The sequence below is a fragment of the Roseateles sp. genome (assembly GCF_019237615.1).
GTDB lineage: Bacteria > Pseudomonadota > Gammaproteobacteria > Burkholderiales > Burkholderiaceae_C > Pelomonas.
In genome coordinates this window covers 1-19,875 of sequence record NZ_JAFAGT010000081.1, presented here as the reverse complement: position 1 = coordinate 19,875, position 19,875 = coordinate 1, and the positions used below count along the sequence as shown (strand labels likewise).

19 protein-coding genes are annotated in these 19,875 nt (G+C 71.0%); 6 read left to right on the top strand and 13 right to left on the bottom strand.

Features of this window, described 5'->3' with window-relative positions; all coding sequences use genetic code 11:
- From folD to JOY88_RS16010, 5 genes are all read left to right on the top strand, one after another.
- Positions 1-801, top strand: an 801-nt coding sequence (folD, locus tag JOY88_RS16030; protein WP_293503633.1) for a bifunctional methylenetetrahydrofolate dehydrogenase/methenyltetrahydrofolate cyclohydrolase FolD, incomplete at its 5' end; no start/stop codon positions are given.
- A 55-nt stretch (positions 802-856) separates the two neighbouring features.
- Positions 857-1,087 carry a hypothetical protein gene (locus JOY88_RS16025; RefSeq protein ID WP_293503632.1) on the top strand — a complete coding sequence of 77 codons (231 nt, stop codon included), beginning with the start codon at positions 857-859 and terminating at the stop codon, positions 1,085-1,087.
- A complete protein-coding gene (locus JOY88_RS16020; protein WP_293503631.1) occupies positions 1,084-1,374 on the top strand; it encodes a nucleotidyltransferase family protein in 291 nt (96 codons plus the stop codon). The genes JOY88_RS16025 and JOY88_RS16020 overlap by 4 nt, the downstream gene beginning before the upstream one ends.
- Positions 1,371-1,730 carry a HepT-like ribonuclease domain-containing protein gene (locus JOY88_RS16015; protein ID WP_293503630.1) on the top strand — a complete coding sequence of 120 codons (360 nt, stop codon included), beginning with the start codon at positions 1,371-1,373 and terminating at the stop codon, positions 1,728-1,730. The genes JOY88_RS16020 and JOY88_RS16015 overlap by 4 nt, the downstream gene beginning before the upstream one ends.
- A gap of 43 nt (positions 1,731-1,773) precedes the next feature.
- Positions 1,774-3,786, top strand: coding sequence for a M3 family metallopeptidase (locus JOY88_RS16010; protein WP_293503629.1), 2,013 nt, complete (start codon positions 1,774-1,776; stop codon positions 3,784-3,786).
- 31 nt (positions 3,787-3,817) lie between these two features.
- On the opposite strand, the gene JOY88_RS16005 is transcribed toward JOY88_RS16010, so the two are convergent.
- From JOY88_RS16005 to JOY88_RS15950, 12 genes are all read right to left on the bottom strand, one after another.
- Positions 3,818-5,440 carry a SulP family inorganic anion transporter gene (locus JOY88_RS16005; protein ID WP_293503628.1) on the bottom strand — a complete coding sequence of 541 codons (1,623 nt, stop codon included), beginning with the start codon at positions 5,438-5,440 and terminating at the stop codon, positions 3,818-3,820.
- On the bottom strand, positions 5,433-6,659 hold the full coding sequence (locus JOY88_RS16000) for a DUF2252 domain-containing protein (RefSeq protein WP_293503627.1): 1,227 nt from the start codon (positions 6,657-6,659) through the stop codon (positions 5,433-5,435). The genes JOY88_RS16005 and JOY88_RS16000 overlap by 8 nt, the downstream gene beginning before the upstream one ends.
- The gene (locus JOY88_RS15995) at positions 6,656-7,759 is read right to left on the bottom strand and encodes a patatin-like phospholipase family protein (protein WP_293503626.1); all 1,104 of its coding nucleotides are present in this window, start codon (positions 7,757-7,759) and stop codon (positions 6,656-6,658) included. Before JOY88_RS15995 ends, JOY88_RS16000 begins: the two co-directional genes overlap by 4 nt.
- Entirely contained in the window at positions 7,759-8,385 is a 627-nt protein-coding gene (locus JOY88_RS15990; protein ID WP_293503625.1) for a glutathione S-transferase, read from the bottom strand. Before JOY88_RS15990 ends, JOY88_RS15995 begins: the two co-directional genes overlap by 1 nt.
- The gene (locus tag JOY88_RS15985) at positions 8,382-8,915 is read right to left on the bottom strand and encodes a hypothetical protein (RefSeq protein ID WP_293503624.1); all 534 of its coding nucleotides are present in this window, start codon (positions 8,913-8,915) and stop codon (positions 8,382-8,384) included. The genes JOY88_RS15990 and JOY88_RS15985 overlap by 4 nt, the downstream gene beginning before the upstream one ends.
- Positions 8,912-9,454, bottom strand: coding sequence for a hypothetical protein (locus JOY88_RS15980; RefSeq protein WP_293503623.1), 543 nt, complete (start codon positions 9,452-9,454; stop codon positions 8,912-8,914). Before JOY88_RS15980 ends, JOY88_RS15985 begins: the two co-directional genes overlap by 4 nt.
- On the bottom strand, positions 9,451-9,873 hold the full coding sequence (locus tag JOY88_RS15975; RefSeq protein WP_293503622.1) for a VOC family protein: 423 nt from the start codon (positions 9,871-9,873) through the stop codon (positions 9,451-9,453). The genes JOY88_RS15980 and JOY88_RS15975 overlap by 4 nt, the downstream gene beginning before the upstream one ends.
- Before the next feature lie 11 nt (positions 9,874-9,884).
- The gene (locus JOY88_RS15970) at positions 9,885-12,680 is read right to left on the bottom strand and encodes a M16 family metallopeptidase (RefSeq protein ID WP_293503621.1); all 2,796 of its coding nucleotides are present in this window, start codon (positions 12,678-12,680) and stop codon (positions 9,885-9,887) included.
- A gap of 422 nt (positions 12,681-13,102) precedes the next feature.
- Complete coding sequence (locus tag JOY88_RS15965; protein ID WP_293503620.1) at positions 13,103-13,324, bottom strand: hypothetical protein; 222 nt, start codon at positions 13,322-13,324, stop codon at positions 13,103-13,105.
- Positions 13,325-13,406: 82 nt separating this feature from the next.
- Positions 13,407-14,000 (bottom strand): nuclear transport factor 2 family protein, encoded by a 594-nt coding sequence (locus JOY88_RS15960; protein ID WP_293503619.1) that lies wholly within the window; start codon positions 13,998-14,000, stop codon positions 13,407-13,409.
- The gene (locus tag JOY88_RS15955; RefSeq protein ID WP_293503634.1) at positions 13,988-16,948 is read right to left on the bottom strand and encodes an EAL domain-containing protein; all 2,961 of its coding nucleotides are present in this window, start codon (positions 16,946-16,948) and stop codon (positions 13,988-13,990) included. Before JOY88_RS15955 ends, JOY88_RS15960 begins: the two co-directional genes overlap by 13 nt.
- A 252-nt stretch (positions 16,949-17,200) precedes the next feature.
- Positions 17,201-18,358, bottom strand: a complete 1,158-nt coding sequence (locus tag JOY88_RS15950; RefSeq protein ID WP_293503618.1) for an MFS transporter — start codon at positions 18,356-18,358, stop codon at positions 17,201-17,203.
- Positions 18,359-18,569: 211 nt separating this feature from the next.
- On the opposite strand from JOY88_RS15950, the gene JOY88_RS15945 reads away from it, so the two are divergent.
- The gene (locus tag JOY88_RS15945; protein ID WP_293503617.1) at positions 18,570-19,373 is read left to right on the top strand and encodes a hypothetical protein; all 804 of its coding nucleotides are present in this window, start codon (positions 18,570-18,572) and stop codon (positions 19,371-19,373) included.
- Positions 19,374-19,551: 178 nt separating this feature from the next.
- Here JOY88_RS15945 and JOY88_RS15940 read toward each other — a convergent pair.
- Positions 19,552-19,875, bottom strand: a 324-nt coding sequence (locus JOY88_RS15940; RefSeq protein WP_293503616.1) for a transposase, incomplete at its 5' end; no start/stop codon positions are given.

Sequence of the window (19,875 nt, the reverse complement as noted above, 5' to 3'; positions counted from 1 at the left end):
TCCGAAGCCGCCGTGCGCGCCGCCCGCCTGACCGAGCGCGGTCACCAGCCCGGCCTGGCCGTGGTCCTGGTGGGCGAAGACCAGGCCAGCCAGGTCTACGTGCGCAACAAGGTCAAGGCCTGCGGCGAGGTCGGCTTCCACTCGGTGCTCGAGCAGTACGACGAGAGCTTCAGCGAAGCCGAGCTGCTCGCGCGCATCGCAGCGCTGAACGCCGACCCGGGCATCCACGGCATCCTCGTGCAGCTGCCGCTGCCCAGGCATATCGACGACCACAAGGTCATCGAGGCGATCTCGCCCGCGAAGGACGTCGACGGCTTCCACGTCGCGAGCGCCGGCGCGCTGATGGTCGGCGAGCAGGGATTCAAGGCCTGCACGCCCTATGGCTGCATGAAGATGCTCGAGAGCGTCGGCCTGAAGAGCCTGCGCGGCAAGCACGCCGTGGTGATCGGCCGCTCGAACATCGTCGGCAAGCCGATGGCGATGATGCTGCTCGCGGCCGACGCGACGGTCACGATCTGCCACAGCGGCACGCCCGACCTCGGCGCGATCACGCGCCAGGCCGACGTCGTCGTCGCCGCGGTCGGCAAGCGCAATGTCTTGACGGCCGAAATGGTCAAGCCCGGCGCGGTCGTGATCGACGTCGGCATGAACCGCGACGACGCGGGCAAGCTGTGCGGCGACGTCGATTTCGACGGCGTCAAGGCGGTCGCCGGCTGGATCACGCCGGTGCCCGGCGGCGTCGGACCGATGACGATCACGATGCTGCTGGTCAATACGCTCGAATCTGCCGAGCGGGCTTGAAAGCGCGCGGCGGCGCCCGCATCATCCGTTGACGATGTCGTCAACGGGAGTCGCCATGAACAGCCGCAATTCCAACACCGATCCGAGCACGGGCACGACCGGATTCGACGACGCACTTGCGGACCAAACCGAACACGGGCGACTGTTGCTTGGGCAAACCGCCATCGAAGGGCTTGTCGACGTGGTGGCGGGCCGCGTGCTCTCCGAAGCAGAACTCGATGCCGCGCTGGCGACGCCGCGGGACACGGCTGGCTATCATGGCGGGAATAGCCGGGAGCCGTCTTGAGGCCATCTGAACTGCTGCAGAGCCACCGCGCCGCGATTCGGGCCGTCGTGGCGTCGAACCGCGCATGCAACGCGCGGGTCTTCGGCTCGGCGCTGTACGGCCTGGACCGCGAAGACAGCGACCTGGACTTGCTCGTCGACCCGACGGCCGAAACGACCTTGTTCGACATCGGCGCGATCCGCCTCGAACTGAATCGTCTGCTCGGCGTACGCGTCGACGTGCTGACGCCGAACGCGCTGCCGGACGGCTTTCGCGCGAAGGTGCTCGCTGAGGCGCTTCCGGTATGAATGTCGATTCACGACGGCTGCCCGACTACCTGAAACATATCGCCGAGGCGATCGAGCGCATTCGGCGTTACACAGCCGGCATGGACAAGTCGGCTTTTCTCGGCAACGCGCTGGTCCAGGACGCCGTAATCCGCAACTTCGAGATCCTCGGCGAGGCCAGCCACAGCATCGTTACGCGACACCCCGAGTTCGCCGCTGCGCATCCTGAACTGCCTCTTGCCGTGAGCTATCAAATGCGCAATTCGCTGGCGCACGGCTATTTCAAGGTCGACCTCGATATCGTCTGGGCCACTATCGAGCGGGACCTCCCCGGCCTGCACGCCCGCGTCGTCGAGGCCATCAACACCCTGCATTGACGAGCGGCTCTACCCGCCCCCGCGATTCCCCCCATCCCAAGCCATGAGCAACCCCCTCCTCACCATCACCGACCTGCCCGACTTCGCCGCGATCACGCCCGCCGATGTCGTGCCCGCGATCACCGAGCTGCTCGCGGGCGCCGAGGCCGGCTTCGCGGCCGTGACCTCGGATGCCGTGCCGGCCGACTACGACGCGATCGAGCGCGGCTTGAGCCTGCCCTGCGAGCGCCTCGGCGTGGCCTGGGGTGCGGTCGGGCATCTGAACGCCGTCGCCGACTCGCCGGCGCTGCGCGAGGCCTATAACGCGATGCTGCCGGCCGTGACCGAGTTCTTCACGCGGCTCGGCTCGAGCGAGGCGCTCTACGCGAAGTACAAGGCGATCGCCGCCCACGCCGACGCGCTGAACCCCGCGCGCCGCCAGGTCATGCGCCACGCGGTGCGCGACTTCGTGCTCGGCGGCGCCGAGCTCCAGGGCGAGGCCAAGGCGCGCTACGCGGCGATTCAGGAGCGCGCGGCCGCGCTCACGCAGAGCTTCTCCGAGCATGTGCTCGACGCGACCGACGCGTTCGCGTATTTCGCGAGCGCCGGCGAGCTGCGCGGCGTACCCGCCGACGTCGTCGCCGCCGCGCGTGCGGCGGCGCAAGCCGAATCCAAGGACGGCCACAAGATCACGCTGCAGTACCCGAGCTATATGCCGGTCATGCAGTACGCCGAGGACCGCGCATTGCGCGAGCGCCTGTACCGCGCCTACGCGACGCGCGCAAGCGAGCTCGGCGACGCGAAGTTCGACAACACCGCGCTGATGCGCGAGCTGCTCGCCCTGCGCCAGGAAGAGGCGCAACTGCTCGGCCACGCGAGCTTCGCCGAGACCTCGCTCGTCGCCAAGATGGCCGAGAGCCCGGCCCAGGTGCTCGCGTTCCTGCGCGACCTTGCGCAGCGCGCGCGCCCGTTCGCCGAAAAAGACCTCGCCGAGCTGCGCGCGTTCGCGGCCGGCGAGCTCGGCATCGCCGAGCTCCAGGCCTGGGACGTCGCGTTCGCGAGCGAGAAGCTCAAGCAGGCGCGCTACGCGTTCAGCGACGAGGCGCTGCGCCCCTACTTCACCCTGCCCGGCGTGCTCGACGGCCTGTTCGCGATCGTCGAGCGGACCTTCGACGTGCAGATCCGCGCCGACCGCGCGAGCGTCTGGCACGAGTCGGTGCGCTTCTACCGCGTCGAGCGCGCCGGCCGCCTGATCGCGCAGTTCTACATGGACCTCTACGCGCGGCCCGGCAAACGCTCGGGCGCGTGGATGGACGAGGTGCGCGGCCGCTGGCTGCGCCCCGAAGGTTCGCTGCAGACCCCGGTCGCCCAGCTCGTGTGCAACTTCATGGCGCCGGCCGGCGACGCGCCCGCGCTGCTCACGCACGACGACGTGATCACGCTGTTCCACGAAACCGGCCACGGCCTGCACCACATGCTCACGCAGGTCGACGAGCGCGGCGTGTCGGGCATCTCGGGCGTCGAATGGGACGCCGTCGAGCTGCCGAGCCAGTTCATGGAAAACTTCTGCTGGGAATGGGACGTACTCCAGCAGCTGACAAGCCACAAGGACAGCGGCGCACCGCTGCCGCGCGCGCTGTTCGACAAGATGATCGCGGCCAAGAACTACCAGAGCGGCCTGATGACGCTGCGCCAGGTCGAGTTCGCGCTGTTCGACATGCGTCTGCACGCCGAGCCCGGCAGCGACGCGCGCGTCCAGGACGTGATCGACGAGGTCCGCCGCGAGGTCGCCGTGCTGCCGCCGCCGCCGTTCAACCGCATGCAGCACAGCTTCAGCCATATCTTCGCGGGCGGCTACGCGGCCGGCTACTACAGCTACAAATGGGCCGAGCTGCTCTCGGCCGACGCCTGGAGCGCCTTCGAGGAGGAAGGCGTGTTCAACGCCGCTACCGGCCGGCGCTTCTTGCACGAGGTGCTGGAGCAGGGCGGCGCGCGCGACGCGATCGACAACTTCAAGGCCTTCCGCGGCCGCGAGCCCCGCATCGATGCACTGCTGCGGCACCAGGGCATGAGTTGAAGTACGCGCGGCGCACGGCGCCTGCGGCCCCTCAGCCGCGCACGCCGTCCACCGCGTCGGCCACGCTCCAGTACAGCCGGTCGCCCCGGCCCAGGCCGTCGGGCGCGGCAGCGCGCAGCAGCTCGCGCGGCGCGTCCTTCACCCGCGCCAGCACCAGGCGGCGCCCTTCGCCGGCCAGGCGCTGGTCCAGTTCTACCAGGCATTCGGTCGCGGTGCCGTCAAGGTCGCCGCTCTCCTCCAGGCTCAGCACCAACGTGCGCGCCGGCGTGGCCAGCAACTGGTGCGAAGATACCGCCGCGATGCGCTCCGCGTTGGCGAAGAACAGCGGCTCCAGTGGCCGCAGCACCAGCACGCCGGACTCGGCCCGGGCCTCGGGGTGCTCGTTGCGGCTCACGTAGTCGCGAGAGTTGGGCAGCACGGCCAGCTCCTGCACCAACGGCTGGCTGAAGCGGCGCAGCGCTTCGACCAGCGACAGCGCCACCGCCACCAGCATGCCGTGCAGCAGCCCCAGCACCAGTACCGCCAGCACGGCGCCCACCAGCGCCAGACGGTCACGCCGCAATGCCCAGGCCGCGAGCAACGGCTTGGGCGACAGCGAATGCCAAAGCGCCGCCGCCACCGCCACGGCCAGCACCGGGCGCGGCAGCCAGCGCAGCACCGGCAGCGCGAACAGCAGGATGGCCACGATGCCCAGCGCCGCCACCACGCCGGCGCGGCGGCTGGCGGCACCCGCGCCATAGTTGGCCGAACTGGCCGAGAAGCCCGCCCCCACCGGCATGCCGTGCAGCAGCCCGCAGGCCACGTTGGCCGCACCCAGCGCGAAGAGCTCGCGGTTGGCCTCGGGGCTGTCGCCGCGGCGCAGCGCCAGCGCGCGTATGCTGCCCCACGACTCGGCGAACACCAGCACGACGAGGCCCACCGAGAGCTCGGCCACGTCCAGCCAGGCCTCGTCGCTCAGGGCCGGCAGGTGCAGCTCCAGCGGCGGCAGCACGACCAGGCCCACCGTCTCGACGCCCCGGCCGGGCAGGTCCAGCAGCCGGGTCACGGCAATGGCGATCAGCATCGCCAGCAGCGAGCCGGGCCACTGCGGCCAGCGCTTCAGCAGCGCCACCAGCGCCCCCGTGCCCAGCGCCACCGCCACGCTGGCGGCATGGCTGTGCGGCAGCGCGCCCAGCACCCAGGCCAGCAGCGGCAGCGGCGCCAGGCCGGGCGGCGGCGCCAGGCCGAGCAGATCGGGCAGCTGGCGGATCACCACCGTCAGCGCGACGGCGAAGGCGACGCCGCGCAGCACCGGCCGCGAGATGAAGGCCGACAGCTGCCCCTGGCGCATCACCGCCAGCAGGATCAGCACGCCGCCGGCCGCGATGGTCAGCGCCATCAGCGTGTCGACGAAGGGCATGCCGGCCACGCCCGCCGCGGCCGCGGCGGCCATGCTGGCGCTGGACGAGGTGGGTGACACGACGGCGTCGCGGCTGCGGCCCAGCAGCGCGTAGACGCCCAGCCCCACCACACAGGCCATCAGGCCATGCGAGACCGGCAGCCGCGCCAGACCCGCATAGGCCACCGCCTCGGGCAGCAGCAGGCCGGCCACGCACAGCCCCGCCACCAGGTCGGCACGCAGCGCGCCGCGCCCGCCACCGGCCGATTCAGTCATGCGCGATGGCGGAGAAAGCGCCGTCATCGAAGGCCTGATTGAAGACAGCGGCGTCCTCGCGCACCTGCACGGCCGTGTCCAGCGCGGCATGCACCAGCCGGTCGCGCCACTTGCCGGGGGCCTGGCCGCGGCGTCCGAAGTCCACCAGTTCGTCGGCCGTCGCCGACCCCTGGCGGCCCGCCGAGCGCAGTTGCGCCCAGGCCATCAGCCGGCCCATGGTCAGCAGGCAATGGCGCAGGCCCGGGCCGCCGCGCTGCGTCAGCGCCGCCAGATCCACGCGGTCCTCGCTGGGCTGCAGCGCGCGCAGCACGAAGGGCTTGCCGTTCCACGACACCGCATGCAGGAAGCCCATGCTGACGGCCTGCATGCGCTGCTGCAGCGCGATGAGGCGCTCGGCCTCGTCGCCGTAGCGCGGCTGGCGGCAGCCTCCGGCCGGCGCCAGCGTGGAGGCCTGCGCCGTCTTGAGGTCCAGCAGATGGGCGCCGCCCGGGCGGCCGTCGCCGCGCACCAGGATGGCGTAGCGCTCCAGCCCCAGGCTGCCGGTGCCGGCGATGCGGCGCACCACGTCCAACACCTCGTAGAAGTCGCCGCCGTGGTGGGCCGCCGCGAAGCGCGCCATGAAGGCCCGCACGCCGTCGGCCTGCGCGCCGCTGGCGGCCAGCGCATGGCGGCCGTCCACGAGCAGTCGCATGCGTTTGCCGCTTCCCACGCAGCGGCGCGCCAGCAGCTGCCCCTGCTCGCGCATGCCGACCTGGTCCAGCAGCCGGCGCACCGGCCCTTCGGCGGTCTGGCGCTCCAGCCAGTAGGCCTTGCCGGTGGCCAGCGCGTCGGCATAGGCGTCCAGCGTGGCGCGGCACAGCTCGGGCAGGCCGGCCGGGTCCAGGCCCAGGTCGTCGGCGGCCAGCACCAGGCTGGTCAGCATGCGTAGCGGGTCGGCGCTGGCCGGGGCCAGCGCGGCCTCGTCGAAGTCGTTGATGTCGAAATAGGCCAGGCCGTTGGCGCCACGGTAGCTGCCGAAGTTCTCCAGGTGCATGTCGCCGCAGCACCAGGCCGGCGGCGAGGGCTTGAGCTGGCCGCGCCGCAGTCGCTCGTGGAAGAGGTGGGCCGTGCCGCGCAGGAAGATGAAGGCGCTGCTGCGCATCTTGGTGAACTTCAGCAGCAGCCGCTCGGGATCGCGGCCAGTGTTGTAGTCGTGGATCTCGCGTATGACGTCCATCATTCACTCGCCTCCAGGGTGTGCACGCGCATGCCTATGCCGTCGCGCGCGGGTTCGCGCCAGGCCGCTCGCCTGAGCACGCGGCGACCGTCCTTCAGTCCGGCCGCCCAACGGGCGCGCAGCCGCTCGTCGCTGAAGTCGATGTCGCGCCAGGAATCCTCGCCGGGCAGCGCGCGCATGACGAGGTGCACCACGTCGATGTGCGCGTCGCAGCCCATGGCCAGCAGTGCCTTCATGGCCGGGTCGGCCGCTGCCTTGGCGTCGAGCCGGCGGCCCAGCAGGCGCACCGCGCGGCGCAGGTTCTGCATGCGCTCGTGGTCGTCCAGGTGCTCGCAGATGCGGCTGGCGTACTGGATGTCCTTGAAACGCGTCAGCGCCTGCGCCATCGTGTGTGGAGCGGCCTCGCTGGCGTCCCACAGGTCCACCATGAAGCACAGCGTGTCGCGGCGCTCGCGGTCGTCCAGCACCACGTCAAGGGGCGTGTTGGAGTAGATGCCACCGTCCCAGTAGGCCTCGCGGCCGATGACGACGGGCGCAAAGCCTGGCGGCAGCGCGCCGCTGGCCAGCACATGCTCGGGGGTGATGCGGGTGTGGCCGTCGCGGTTGTCGAACCGCGCCAGCTCGCCGCTACGCACGTTCACCGCGCACAGCGTCAGCCGCGTCTCGGCGCTGGCGATGCGCTCGAAGTCAACCAGCTCGCGCAGCGTCGCGGCCAGCGGCGCGGTGTCGTAGAAGCCCAGCTCCGGCAAGGGCGCGCGGCGGTTCATGTCCCAGGCCTGCGGGCCGCGCGGCCTGAAGAAGCCGGGAATGCCGCTGGCCAGCGTCTGCCACGTCTGCCATGCCGCCGTGAACGGGCTGGCCGGCAGGTGCGGAGCCAGCCCCGGACGCGTCACGCGCTCCCAGAAGCTGCGCAGCGCCGCGATCCGGTCGGCCGGCGCGTTGCCGGCGACCAGCGTCGCGTTGATGGCCCCGATGGAGGTGCCGACCAGCCAGTCCGGCGCCAGCTCGGCCAAGGCCAGCGCCTCGACGACGCCGGCCTGGTAGGCACCCAGCGCTCCCCCGCCCTGGAAGACGTAGACGGTCTGGGGCGCGGACCTGGCCATCAGAGCAGCTCGATGGCGTCGTCGCAGGGGATGGCACGGAACAGCGGCAGGGCCTCGCAGGCCGCCGCATGCCCCAGCAGCGCGGGAAAGTCTGTCGCCGGCACCTGGGCCGCCAGCACCGACTGCGTGAAGGTCCACGCGACGGCGACGCTGATGCCGGCCTGCGTCAGTGCGTCCGCCGTCACCGCCAGTGGCCGCGCGGCGAGCTCATGCTCGAGCTCGCCATAGGCCGCCAGCAGTTGCCCGCTGATGCGCTGAACCCAGGGATCGTGGCGCTTCTCGGCCGGCCGCAAGGCGCGCTCGTAGACGATCTGGGCCGTTTTCTCGCAGGCCGCGAGGGCCAGGCCGATCAGCCGCAGCTCGTGCGCCAGTTCGGCCGGCGCGCCAGGCATCAGGCTGCGGCCGGCCAGGGCCTCCGCGTAGACCAGCAGCAGCGTCGAATCCATCAGCACGCTGCCGTCGTCGCAGACCAACGTCGGCGCCTTGACGACCGGGTTGATGCTCTGGAAGGCGTCGAAGCCGCGGAACACCGAGATGGCCGCATGCTCGAAGGGCAGTTCCAGCAGCCGCATCGAGATCGCGACGCGGCGCACGAAGGGCGAATCGAGCATGCCGATGAGCTTCATGAGGTCTGCTCCTGTCTGGTGGGACCGCCATGTTCGCCGCGCATCAGCTCGTCCAGGAACTCCCGGCCGTGGCGGCGCTCGATCTCTGCCTGCATGACGCGGTTGTAGCCGTCCGCGAAGGCCTGCGTGAGCGGCGTGGCCGCCGCCTCCCTGCGGACCCAGGTGACGCCGTAGCGCTGCTTCAGGTGCTTCGCCCTGGCCGCCTCGGCCCTCGCAGGCGCCCCCGCCGGGCCGAAGACCTGCAACTGCAGCAGACCCGCGTCGATGTCCTCCCGGGCCTTGGCCTCGCCGCGCTCGACGGCCCCGGCCGGATTGCCGATGCGCAGGTCGACGGCCGCAATCAACTGCCGCTGCGGCTTGGCTTCGCCACGGACGATGCCAAACCGGTCGAAGAGCCCGAACACGGTGGCGGCGGCCAGCAGCGCGCACAGCACCGCCACGACGCGGATGGCCTTGCGCGGCTGGCGCCAGCCGCCGCCCTGGAGTTCATCGGCCAGGGCCACCGCCCGGCCGGATTTCGCTGAATTCATGGATCGCATCGGTTGCTTGAGGCCCGATTCTCGGCGAGCGGCGCCAACACGGCCTGCACGCGGGCCTGCCAGGCGCCCTGCTCGGCAGTGCTCCAGTCGGGCCAGCGCGAGGACTGGGCCTCCAGTTCGGCCGCCAGGGCGCGCAATTCGTCCAGGCCGGACACGGCGGCCGCCAGGCTGAGCCGGGCCAGCCATTCCTGGGCCTGCCGCGTGCGCGGGTAGGCCGCGAACAGCCAGCGCGCCACCTCGGGCCGCCCGCGCCAGTCAGCGCTGCCGAAGCGCGCCACGGCCAGCGCGGTGAGGCGCTGACCGGCCCCCAGGCAGTCGAAGGCGACGCAGCCCTCGAAGCCGCGCGGCAGCAGCGCATCGTGGATGCCGCAGCGGTGGTCGGCGCAGAGGTGGCGGCAAGGGGTTTCGGCCGCCTTGTCGAAGCCGAAGCCCTGCGCCGCGTCGAAGGGCGGGATCACGCAGCACAGCGCCACGCAGGCCGAGCAGTCGGCCTTCAGGTGGGCGGGCAGTTGCAGGGCCTTTGGCGTCACTTCGCGTCGTCCGACACGCCCACCATCCAGCTCACGCCGAAGCGGTCCTCCACCATGCCGAACAGCGGCGCCCAGAAGGTCTTGGCCAGCGGCATCCTGACGTGGCCGCCGCCGGCCAGCGCTGCGAAGGCCTCGCGCGCGGCGTCCGCCTCGGGGCAGTCCAACGACAGCGAGAAGCCCTTGAACGACGGGCTGCCGCTGCACATGCCGTCCGACATCATGACCAGCGCGCCGCCGATGTGCAGCGAGGCATGCATGATCTTGTGCTCCGAACCCGGCGGCAGCATGCCCGGCGGCGGCGGCTCGGGGCTCTCGGAGTAGCGCATCATGAACTCCACCCTGGCGCCCAGGGCCTGCTGGTAGAACGCCATGGCCTCCTCGCAGCGGCCTTCGAAGAACAGGTAGGGATCGATCTTCATCGCCATCTCCTTCACTTGAAATCGCCGGCCGTCGAGATGACGAAATCGCCGGCACGGATGTGCTTGCGCCAGGCCGCGTTGGCCTGCTCGACGGTGACGGCGGCGAGCCGGTCGTCGCGGCCCTGGGCGGCGGCCCAGTCCTCGCCATGGTCGGCCAGCGTGAGCAGCCCGCCGGCCAGCGCGCCCGGCGAACTGCGACCCAGCTTGCGGCCTTCGAGCATGTCCTTCTTCGCCCGCGCCAGCTCGGCGGCCGTGACGCCTTGTGCGGACATGCGCGCGGCCTCCTCCTGCACGACGGCGATGAGGCGGTCGCGCTTGTCCGGCGCGTAGCTCGCCTGGATCGTGAAGCTGGCGTCGTTGCCCCACCGGCTGGCGGCCAGGCTGGCACCGATGCCATAGGTCAGGCCCTCTTTCTGGCGCACGCGCTCGGACAGCCGGCTCTCCAGCCCGCCGCCGCCGAAGATATGCACGGCCAGCTCCAGCGCCGGGTAGTCGGCCTCGTCGGCATTCAGCGCCAACACCTCGTGCAGGCGCACGATGGCATTGGCCTTGTCGCGGGCAATGGCGTCGAAGCGCGCGGGCGGGACGGCGACGAACTTCGGGATGTAGCGCACGAACTTGGGCGCCGCGGGCTTCTTCCAGTCGCCGACGAGCTTGTCGATCTCCGCGGCCAGGCCGTCCGGCAGCGCACCCACGACGCTGACCCGCGCGTCGTTGGCGCTCCAGTAGTCGGCGTAGAAGCTCCTCACGTCGTCCAGCGTCGTGGCCTGCACGTCATGGATGGTGTCGTCCAGGCTGCGCACATAGTCCGGGTTGCCGGGACCGACGCCGCGCGCGGCGTTGTAGTGCTCGCGCGTGGCCTCGCGACGCAGCGTCTCGGGCTCCTTGCGCGATGCCTGCAGGCCGGCGATGTCCGCCTTCTGCATGCGCTCGAAGGCGTCCTGCGGCAGCAGCGGGCGTCGCAGCACGTCGGCGGCCACGCGCAGCGCCGGCAGCAAGGTGTCACGCTCGGCGCTGAGGAAGACGACGCCGCCCTGGTCGCCGCTGCCGAAGTTGAGATTGGCCCGCAGCTTGATCAGCTCGTCCTGCAGCTGCTGCTTGCTGTAGCCGGCGCTGCCCTCGTTCATCAGCCTGCCGATCAGGTCGGTGCCGCGGCGCGCGAAGGTCGTGTCGCGTTCGCCCCAGCGCAGCTGCATCTGCAGCACCACCGTATTGCCGCGCGTCTGCTTGCGCAGCGTGCTCAGCTCGATGCCGCTGGGCAGCGTCTGGCGCTCGGTGCGGGTGGCGAGTACCGCGGGCACGGGGTCCAACTGCTCGCCCTCCTCCACCTTGGGCGGGCCCTTGAGCTCCGCCAGGCGCTGCACCAGCGGCGGTGCGACGGGGATCTCCACGCGCTCGACGCTGCTGGCCGGTAGGTAGCGGCCCAGCGTGCGGTTGGCCGGCCTGAAGTAGGCGGCGCGCACGCGCTCCACGTCTGCCAGCGTGACCTTGGGAATGTCCTCCATCAGCTGGAACAGCAGGCGCCAGTCGCCGGCCGCGACGAGGCCGGAGATCTGCTGGATCAGGCCCTCCGGGTTCTTCATCTGCTGGCGGTAGCTGTTGACGGCGAGGTCGCGCACGCGCGCCAGCTCGCTCTCCTCGAACGGCTTGGCCGTGCGGCCCTCGGCCAGGTCCAGCAGCAAGGCCTCGACCTTGGCCACGTCGGCGTCCGGCGGCAACACCGCGAAGGCGCTGCTCAGGTTGGGGTCTGCGCCACCCACGCCGCCGATCCCGGCGGCCATGGCCAGCTTGGATTCGACGAGCTGCTTGTAGAGCTGGCCGCTGGGCTGCAGGCTCATCAAGAGGCCGTAGACCATCAGGGCCGGCGTGTCGGGATGGGTGATGGCCGGCACGTGATAGCTGGCCAGCAGGATGGGCTGGCCGCCGACGCGGCGCACCACCACCGTACGCTCGCCGTCCTGGGCCGGCTCCACCGTATAGGGCTGAGGCACCGGCGCGGCCGGGTTGGCCAGGCCGCCGAATTGCCGGCCGATCAGCGCCAGCGTGGCGGCCTTGTCGAAAGCGCCGGCGATCAGCAGCGTCGCGTTGTCGGGCCGGTAGTAGCGCTTGTAGAAACCCTGCAGCTTCTCGATGGGCACGTTCTCGATGTCGCTCTTGGGACCTATGGTCGCGTGGCCATAGGGGTGCCAGGCAAAGGCCGCCGCATTGACGCGCTGCGCCAGCACGGCGAAGGGCTGGTTCTCGCCGCGCTCGAACTCATTGCGCACCACCGTCATCTCGGTGTCGAGGTCCGCCTTGGCGACGCGGCTGTTGACCATGCGGTCCGCCTCCAGGTCCAGAAGGAAGGCCAGCGTGTCAGGGTTCGCGTTGAAGCTCGCGAAGTAGTTGGTGCGGTCCACCGTCGTCGTGCCGTTGAAGCGCACGCCGCGCTGGGCCATGGCGCCGGGGATGTCCTTCTGACGGTGCGTGCCCTTGAAGAGCATGTGCTCCAGCAGGTGGGCCATGCCGTACTCGCCCGGCGCCTCGTAGCGGCTGCCGACGCGGTAGGTGATGTTGACGGTGGTGGTGGTCTGCGTCGCATCCGGGAAGAGCAGGATCTGCAGGCCGTTGGGCAGGCGGTACTCCTCGATGCCGCCCAGCTCGCGCACCGGCGTGGGCAGCACCTCGGCCGGCGCGACGATGGCGGGCTTCGCCGCTGGCCTGGGGGCGTTCTTGGGCGCCAGCTGCGCCTGGGCCGTGCCCAGCGCCAGGCACAGCAGCACCGCCACGGGGCCAAGCGGCCGCCATCCGTTCAAGGTCATCCTCATTCAGTCAGTCTCCAGCGGGGGGTCGGTTCCCGGTTCGCAGACATTCTGCGCGGTTTCCGGGGGGGCCGGCCGGGGCAACTCGCGGACTGGCCGACCGACCCGCCAATGCTCGGCGTCAGCAAGGGCGATGTGCCGGCGCTGTCGCGGTCGAGGCTGAAGCAGATGCCGGAAGGCGGCCGCTCGACACCGAGGCCAGGCCAGGGCCGCGAGGCGGCGTCGGCTTGAACGGGCGGGCCGGACCGTGCTCAGACCTTGATCTCGATGGCGATGATGTGCAGAGCGGTGTTTCCGACGTTCTCCACGAAATGCGGGGCCGATCGCTCCGCCCCGTAGTGCCGAGCCAACCACCGGCCTGGTGTCCAGGTTTCTCGAATCCAGCAGGACCTTGCCTTCAGGGTCGTAGCGAACAAGGTCGCTACAGCTCAGCGCACAAAGCGCACAAAGCACACAAAGCACACAAAGCACGCAAGGCCACTCATGGGCATGCACCGGCGTTCGCTGGCCCGGCTCGACCCTGGGATCGAGAACGCGAACCGCGCCGTTTTCCAGGAGGACCGAAGATGATGCGACGCCTTGACCATGGCGTCGAACAGATGAAGCGCCGGGCGGTCCGGACCGACGCTGCGCTTGCCGTGCGTATCCATATGTCGGGCTCCATCCGAAGTTCGGCGCCGCGCCGCAGGCGGCGCTGGCGATCCGAATCCACCGCGAAGTGCTCGCGCCTTGCTAGAAACGCGAGACCGGGTTGCGCTGCTGCTTGACTGGCTCCCCGATGACGTCCCAATGCTCGACGATCTTGCATTGCCGCAAGCGGAATATGTCGGCGATGGCGTAGGCGGGCGCGTTCGCTTCGGGCGTGAAGCGGTTATGCATGACCACCAGATCGCCTTCGGCAATCGTTCGGACAACCTCCCAGCTTGGGTCTGGCAGACCCTTGATCAGCCCCTCCAGGTAGTCGATGGCCGCACCTCTCGTGCTGGCCGGCAGGCTGGTCTTGTGGTCGACGAAGTCTTCGCTGGCGTAACGCTCAAAGGCCGCTCGCGTCTGCCGCTTGACGAGCGCCTGGTCGTAGAAGGCCAGCACGATCTGCCGATTGTTCTCGGCGGAGGCGTTGCAACTCGCTTCGGACGCGTGAGCTCCCTGCAGATGGGTGCAACTCACAAGCAGCCATGCAACGGCTTGAAAAGACTTCATGCGAATCCTGCCTTCCAACATGTGGCCATGCCGCGCACCATGGAAATGGAAGCTGCCGATGGCCGCCGGCAGGCGCCCTGGGCGGCCCTCGGCGAGCTCCCGCTGCTCCTGGCCTACCGTCGCCACGGCGCACTCCGTATCACCTCGGTCGCATCCCCCTCCGGCAGCGCCTTCGCGAACAGCCAGCCCTGCCCCACCTGCACGCCCAGCTGCGTCAGCAGCGCGGCCTGCTTCTCGTCCTCGACGCCCTCGGCCAGCGTCTGCTTGCCCAGCGCCAGCGCCAGGCCGGCGATAGTGCGGACGATCTCGCGGGCCTCCTGGCCCTGGCCCAGGCGGATGACGAAGCTGCGGTCCACCTTCAGCGTGTCGAAGGGGAAGCGGTGCAGATAGGCCAGCGACGAGTAGCCGGTGCCGAAGTCGTCCATGCTGAGCTTGAAACCCATGCGCGCCAGCTCCTGCAGCACCTCGGCGCTACGCTGCGGGTTGGCCATGGCCGTGCTCTCCGTCACCTCGAGCTTGAGGCGGCGCGCGGGCACGTCGCCCAGCGCCGCCAGCGTCGCACGGGCGTCGGCCAGCAGCTCGATGTCGCGCTCCAGCTGCACGCCCGACAGGTTGACGGCCACCTCGCCCGCGAATCCCAGCGGCTGCCAGCGCCGCAGCTGGCCGGCCGTCTCCAGCAGCGCCCAGCGGCCGATGGCGCGGATCTGGCCGCTGGCCTCGGCGACGGGGATGAAGTCGCCCGGCATGATGAGGCCCTTGCTCGGGTGGTGCCAGCGGATCAGCGCCTCGAAGCCCAGCAGCGCGCGGTCCTGCAGGCGCACGAAAGGCTGGTAGTGCAGCTGGAACTGGTCGCCGCTCGCCAGGGCCACGTCTATGGCCTCGCGCAGCCAGCGGCGCGACTGCTCGACGAGCTGCTCGGCGGCGTCGAACTCGTGCACCTGACCCACGCCACCGGCCTTGGCGCGCGCCAGCGCCCCTTCGGCCGCGGCCATCAGCTCGTCGGCCGTGGCCGGGCCGTGGCGGCGCTGGGCCCAGGCGATGCCGGCCGTCAGCTGCAGCGCGGGCGTGACGACGTTGAAGGGCTGCTGCAGCAAGGCCTGCACGCCGCGCGCCAGCACGGCGGCGCCGTCGCCACCGGCCAGCAGCAGCGCGAACTGGTCCGGACCGATGCGGGCCACCAGGTGGCGCGCCCCGAAGGCCATGCGCAGGCGCGCGGCCAGCTCGGCCAGCACCGCGTCGCCGGCCACCGGGCCATGGCTCTCGTTGAGTGCGCGAAAGCCGTCCAGGCCCAGCAGCAGCAGGCCGGTCTCGGGCGCCGGCAGGCCGGTCAGCAGCTGCGTCAGCTGCTCGCGGAACAGCACACGGTTGGCCAGGCCGGTGAGGCGGTCGTGCAGTGCGTCGAAGCTGATCTGGCGCTGCAGGCGCTGGCTCTCGGAGATGTCGGTCAGCGACCCGGCCATGCGCACGGGACGGCCGCCCGCACCTTCACCATCACGCACCGCCAGGCCGCGCGCCAGCAGCCAGCGCTCCTGGCCGCCCTGGTTGAAATGCAGCACATGGTGGAACTGCAGGCTCTGCCCGTCCAGGTGCGCCTGCAGATCGGCCTCGAAGGCGGCGCTCGCCGCGGGCTCCAGCGGCAGTGTCCAGGCCTGGATGGCATGGCCGGCCTCGGCGGCGGTCAGGCCCATCAGGGTCAGCCAGCGCGGCGAGTAGTAGACCTCGCCCTGGACGCCGTTGGCCGCCAGGTCCCAGTCCCACAGGCCGTCGTTGGCGCCCTGGGCCGCAAGGGCGTAGCGCTGCTCGCTGGCGGCCAGGCGCCGGGCGGCGTCGCGGCGCTGGTTCTGCTCGACGCCGGCACGCAGCGCGCTCGCCCCCACCGTCGCCATCAGCAGGGCCAGCAGCGGTGGCCCCAGCGAGAAGACGAGGTAGTGGCGCTCGAAGGCCCATTGCGCCCCCCCCAGCAGCAGCAGCGCGCCCAGGCCGATCAGCAGCAGTGCCGTGCCCAGCGGCCGGCTGGCGAGCAGCAGCACAGCCGCCAGCGGCAGCAGCAGCACGGCCGCCAGCTCGGCAGCACCGCCCCAGGCCGGGCGCACGAGGCTGCGGCCGGTCAGCAGGTTGTCGGTGACGGTGGCGATGCGCTCCATGCCGGGCAGGCGAGCATCGAAGGGCGACGGCAGATGGTCGCCCACGGCCAGCGCCGACACGCCGACGACGGCGATGCGGCCCTTCAGCCGGGCCGGGCCCACGTGGCCGGCCAGCAGGTCGGCGAAGCCGACGCTGTCGAAGCTGCCGCTGCGGCCGTAGTAGTTCACGCCGATGCGCGACAGCTCGTCCAGCGGCAGCCGCAGCGCGTCGCCCACGCTGACCTCGGCGCCGAAGCGGACCTGCGCGGCGCTCCAGTCGGCGCCTCGCGCGAAGGCCGCCAGGCGCAGCGGCAGGGAGGGATAGACCTTGCCGTCCAGCCGCAGCACAGGCAGTTCGCGGCGCAGGCGGCCGTCGCTGCCGGGCTTGGCGCTGATGTGGCCAAGGCCCGCCGCGCTCTGTGCCAGCCCGGCCTCGGGCGCGACGAGCCGGCGCGGGCGGTAGAAGGCCTCGCTGCGCGCCAGCGCGGCCTCATCGTTGTAGCGCGGCAGGGCCTGGGCCTGCAGCGGCGCGATCGCGCCGCCCGTGCCGGCCTTGCCGTCGTCGGGCAGCGCGAAGGGGATGATGGCGCAGGCGCAGGCCTTCATCGCCGCGGCCAGCGCGGCGCTGCCCTCGGGCGTCCCGCCGCCGGGCAGTAGCGGCAGGTCCAGCGCCACGGCACGCACGCCGCCGGCCTGCAGGATTCGCACGGCGCGCGCGATCTCGGCAAGGTCGGGCGCCCGCCCACCCGAGGCCTCCAGCGCTGCGTCGTCCACGCGCACCAGCAGCAGCGGCAGTTCGCGGCCCGGCGCCAGCGGGCCGCGAACTGCCGTCTGCCAGTCCTGCAGCCAATGGTCGGGCCGCTCCAGCGCCGGCATGTCGGCCCGCCCCAGGGCCATGGCCAGGCCCAGCAGCGCGGCCGCCAGCGCGACCAGCCCGTAGCCCAGACGCACGCTCAAGCCAGCGGCTCCCGGCAGCGCCCTGCGGCCATCACCTCGCGGAACAGCGGTACACGCATTCGAGGGCTCCTATCGCGACGGGTCGCCAAGCATCGCGCATCCCGCCCAGTAGAACGGATGCCCCCGGCAACTGCCACCGCGTTTTCCTTCGATCATCCCCACTTGCGCCACGCACGCGGCGGCCGCGCGCGGCTTTCGGGCCGCACTCCAGCCGGCCTCCGGGGTCGCCTCGCGCCGGACGTCTCGCTAAAGCTTGCGCGCGGGCCACTGCGCGGCCAGCAGCAGCGATCCCATCAGCCACATCGGCGCCGCCGTGGCCGTGGCGACGGCCAGCATGCCGAAGCCGACCGGCATGGCCACCGTCGCGCCGTTCAGCGTCAGCATGCGCAGGCCCAGTGCCTGGCCGTGGCGCTCGGGCGGCGTCGCACGGTGCAGCATCGCCAGGATCATGGGCTGCACAGAGCCCAGCGCCGTGCCCAGCAGGGCCGAGCCGCAGATCAGGCCCAGCGTGCCGGGCAGCCAGGCATAGGCGAAGAAGGTCAGCGTCGCCACCGTCATCGCGGCGCGAAGCGCGCGGCCCTCGTCGATGTCGTCGGCGAAGCGCACGATGGCCAGGCGCACGACGGTGGCCGCCACCGCGAAGCTGCCCAGCACCAGGCCGATGCTGGCCGCCGACAGCCCGCGCCCATGGCCCACGACGGGCACGACGAAGCTGTGCGCGTCCCAGCCGGCCGACAGCGCCAGGTTCACCACCAGCAGGCGGCGGTAGACGGGCAGGCGGAACAGGTCCCAGGCGGCGCGGTTGCGAAAGCTCTGGGTGTACACCTTGGGCGGGTTGCGCGGCACCTTGCGGCCCAGCGCCCAGGCCAGCAGCGGCAGGGCCGTCGCGAAGCCAAAGGCCGCCGTCATGCCGATGTGGTCGATCAGCAGGCCGGCGATGATGGGCGAGACGGCGTTGGACATCGCCGGCCCCAGCGCCATCCAGCTGAAGATCTTCTTGAGCTCGCCCGGCTCCTCGGCCATCAGCCCGGCCTCGCGCTGCATGGCCACCGCAGCCACGGCGACGGCACCACCGCACAGAAGGCAGCCCAGCGCGATGGCCCAGAGCTGCTGCACCGCCAGCGCCAGCAGCGCACCGGCAAAGGCCAGCCCCACCCCCACGCCCACCGGGCGGTGGAAGCCATGCCGGTCGGCCAGCCGCCCGGCCCAAAGCGACAGCAGGATGGGCGCGACGGCAAAGAGGCTGAGCAGCATGCCCACCGAGGCCTCGCCATAGCCCTGGTTCAGCACCCACAGGCTGGCGGTGACGCGCGTGGTGGCCATGCAGGCATGCACGCAGATCATGGTGGCGATCAGCCAGACGAAGGCGTGGCGGAGGTGGCGCTTTGGGGAATCGGAGGACATCAGCAGGGTCAGGACGGGCGGACCGAGCGGCGCACCTCAGCCGCAAGTATCCCCGCAGCCGGACTGTCAGCCGTCTTTACATCTGACCGGCCATATCCGTGGAGCGCGAACACAAGGCCTTGTTGCGCAAGGACTTTTCTCTTGCGGCACGGAAATCGCTATGTGGCAGGCCTTGCAGCGCCCGTCGCCGCTGCGCCCGGAAAGGTCCAACGTGAAGCTGCTCCACGCCCTCGCCCGCTTGTGCACCGGCATCACCTTGCTGGCCTCGGCTCAGGCCTTTGCGCTGCCGACACCGCTGGCCACCTGGAACTTCAACGGCACGCTGGCCGCCGCCGAGGCCGGCGCCCCGGCACTGACGGCCATCGACCCGCTGGGGGCCAACGCCTTCGTGACCGACATGGTGTTCGGCGTCAGCCAGACCGTCTACCAGTTCAACGGCAATGCGTTGCCAGCGAACCAGCAGGCCGGCCTGTCCGTCAGCACGAACGGCCTGCTGACGGCGCCCAACGCCTACACGGTCGACATGATCTTCAAGTTCAACGTCGACAACGGCTCCTGGAAGAGCATCCTGAACGCGTCCGACCGCACCAGCGACAACGCCTTCTATGTCTCGCCCGGCAACAAGCTGCAGGTCTATCCGGTCGCCGACGGTCCATCCACCTTCACGTTCGGCGACTACCACCGCATCTCCCTGACGAACAACGGCGCCGGCCACGTTACCGCCTACTTTGACGGCATCTTTCAGTTCGACCTGCTGACCACCGTGATGGACTTCAGCACCTATGGCGCCGCGAACCCCGACCATCTGCTGACCTTCTTCGCCGACAACCTGTTCGACGGCGGCCAAGGTGAGTTCGTCAGCGGCAGCGTCGCGCAGATCCGCCTGTATGACGGTGAGCTCTCCGGCGGCGACGTGGGTGAACTGCCCAATGGCAGCCTGCCCGAGCCCGGCACCCTGCTGCTCGTCGGCCTGTCGCTCACGGCCCTCGCCCGCGCGCGCCGGCTCAGGCTGTAGTAACAGGAGGCGGACTCAGAGCCTGAGAAGCATTTGATTGCCGTTAGCCGAGTGGCTGGCGAGCCATGGGATGCAGTTGCCCGCGATGTGCTGGCGGATTCGGGAGATCGGGGTCGGCGCAGGGTCTACAAGGGCCGCCCCGCGGGCCTTCGGGGCGCGAGTGCGCCGCGGACGCCTCTTATGCCGCCGCCGCGGCCATTTCGGACGCACCTGTGCCCCGCAGCATCAGCGGCGCGATCTTGACCAGGCGCAGCAGGTTGTGCGCCAGTGCCCATAGATAGGCCGCCGCGCGAACCTTGCCCAGCCCACGCACGGGCATGCGCTGCAGCCCCCGGTTGCGTGCCAGCGCGTTGATGCACTCGGCCGTGGCCGCGCGCTGCCTGTACACGGCCTTGGCCGCGTCGCCGGCCATGCGCGCCCGCCACTGCGCCACCGGCTCGGAGTCACCTGCCTTGCGCTGGTGCTTGTCCGGTGGCGCTGTGTCGTCATCGCCGGGCTTGCG

Bases quoted from the DNA above. Each gene is read 5' to 3' on its own strand.
- JOY88_RS16025 (WP_293503632.1), top strand. From the start codon at position 857: ATGAACAGCCGCAATTCCAACACCGATCCGAGCACGGGCACGACCGGA.
- JOY88_RS16015 (WP_293503630.1), top strand. From the start codon at position 1,371: ATGAATGTCGATTCACGACGGCTGCCCGACTACCTGAAACATATCGCC.
- JOY88_RS16010 (WP_293503629.1), top strand. From the start codon at position 1,774: ATGAGCAACCCCCTCCTCACCATCACCGACCTGCCCGACTTCGCCGCG.
- JOY88_RS16005 (WP_293503628.1), bottom strand. From the start codon at position 5,440: ATGACTGAATCGGCCGGTGGCGGGCGCGGCGCGCTGCGTGCCGACCTG.
- JOY88_RS16000 (WP_293503627.1), bottom strand. From the start codon at position 6,659: ATGATGGACGTCATACGCGAGATCCACGACTACAACACTGGCCGCGAT.
- JOY88_RS15995 (WP_293503626.1), bottom strand. From the start codon at position 7,759: ATGGCCAGGTCCGCGCCCCAGACCGTCTACGTCTTCCAGGGCGGGGGA.
- JOY88_RS15990 (WP_293503625.1), bottom strand. From the start codon at position 8,385: ATGAAGCTCATCGGCATGCTCGATTCGCCCTTCGTGCGCCGCGTCGCG.
- JOY88_RS15985 (WP_293503624.1), bottom strand. From the start codon at position 8,915: ATGAATTCAGCGAAATCCGGCCGGGCGGTGGCCCTGGCCGATGAACTC.
- JOY88_RS15975 (WP_293503622.1), bottom strand. From the start codon at position 9,873: ATGAAGATCGATCCCTACCTGTTCTTCGAAGGCCGCTGCGAGGAGGCC.
- JOY88_RS15970 (WP_293503621.1), bottom strand. From the start codon at position 12,680: ATGAGGATGACCTTGAACGGATGGCGGCCGCTTGGCCCCGTGGCGGTG.
- JOY88_RS15965 (WP_293503620.1), bottom strand. From the start codon at position 13,324: ATGGATACGCACGGCAAGCGCAGCGTCGGTCCGGACCGCCCGGCGCTT.
- JOY88_RS15950 (WP_293503618.1), bottom strand. From the start codon at position 18,358: ATGTCCTCCGATTCCCCAAAGCGCCACCTCCGCCACGCCTTCGTCTGG.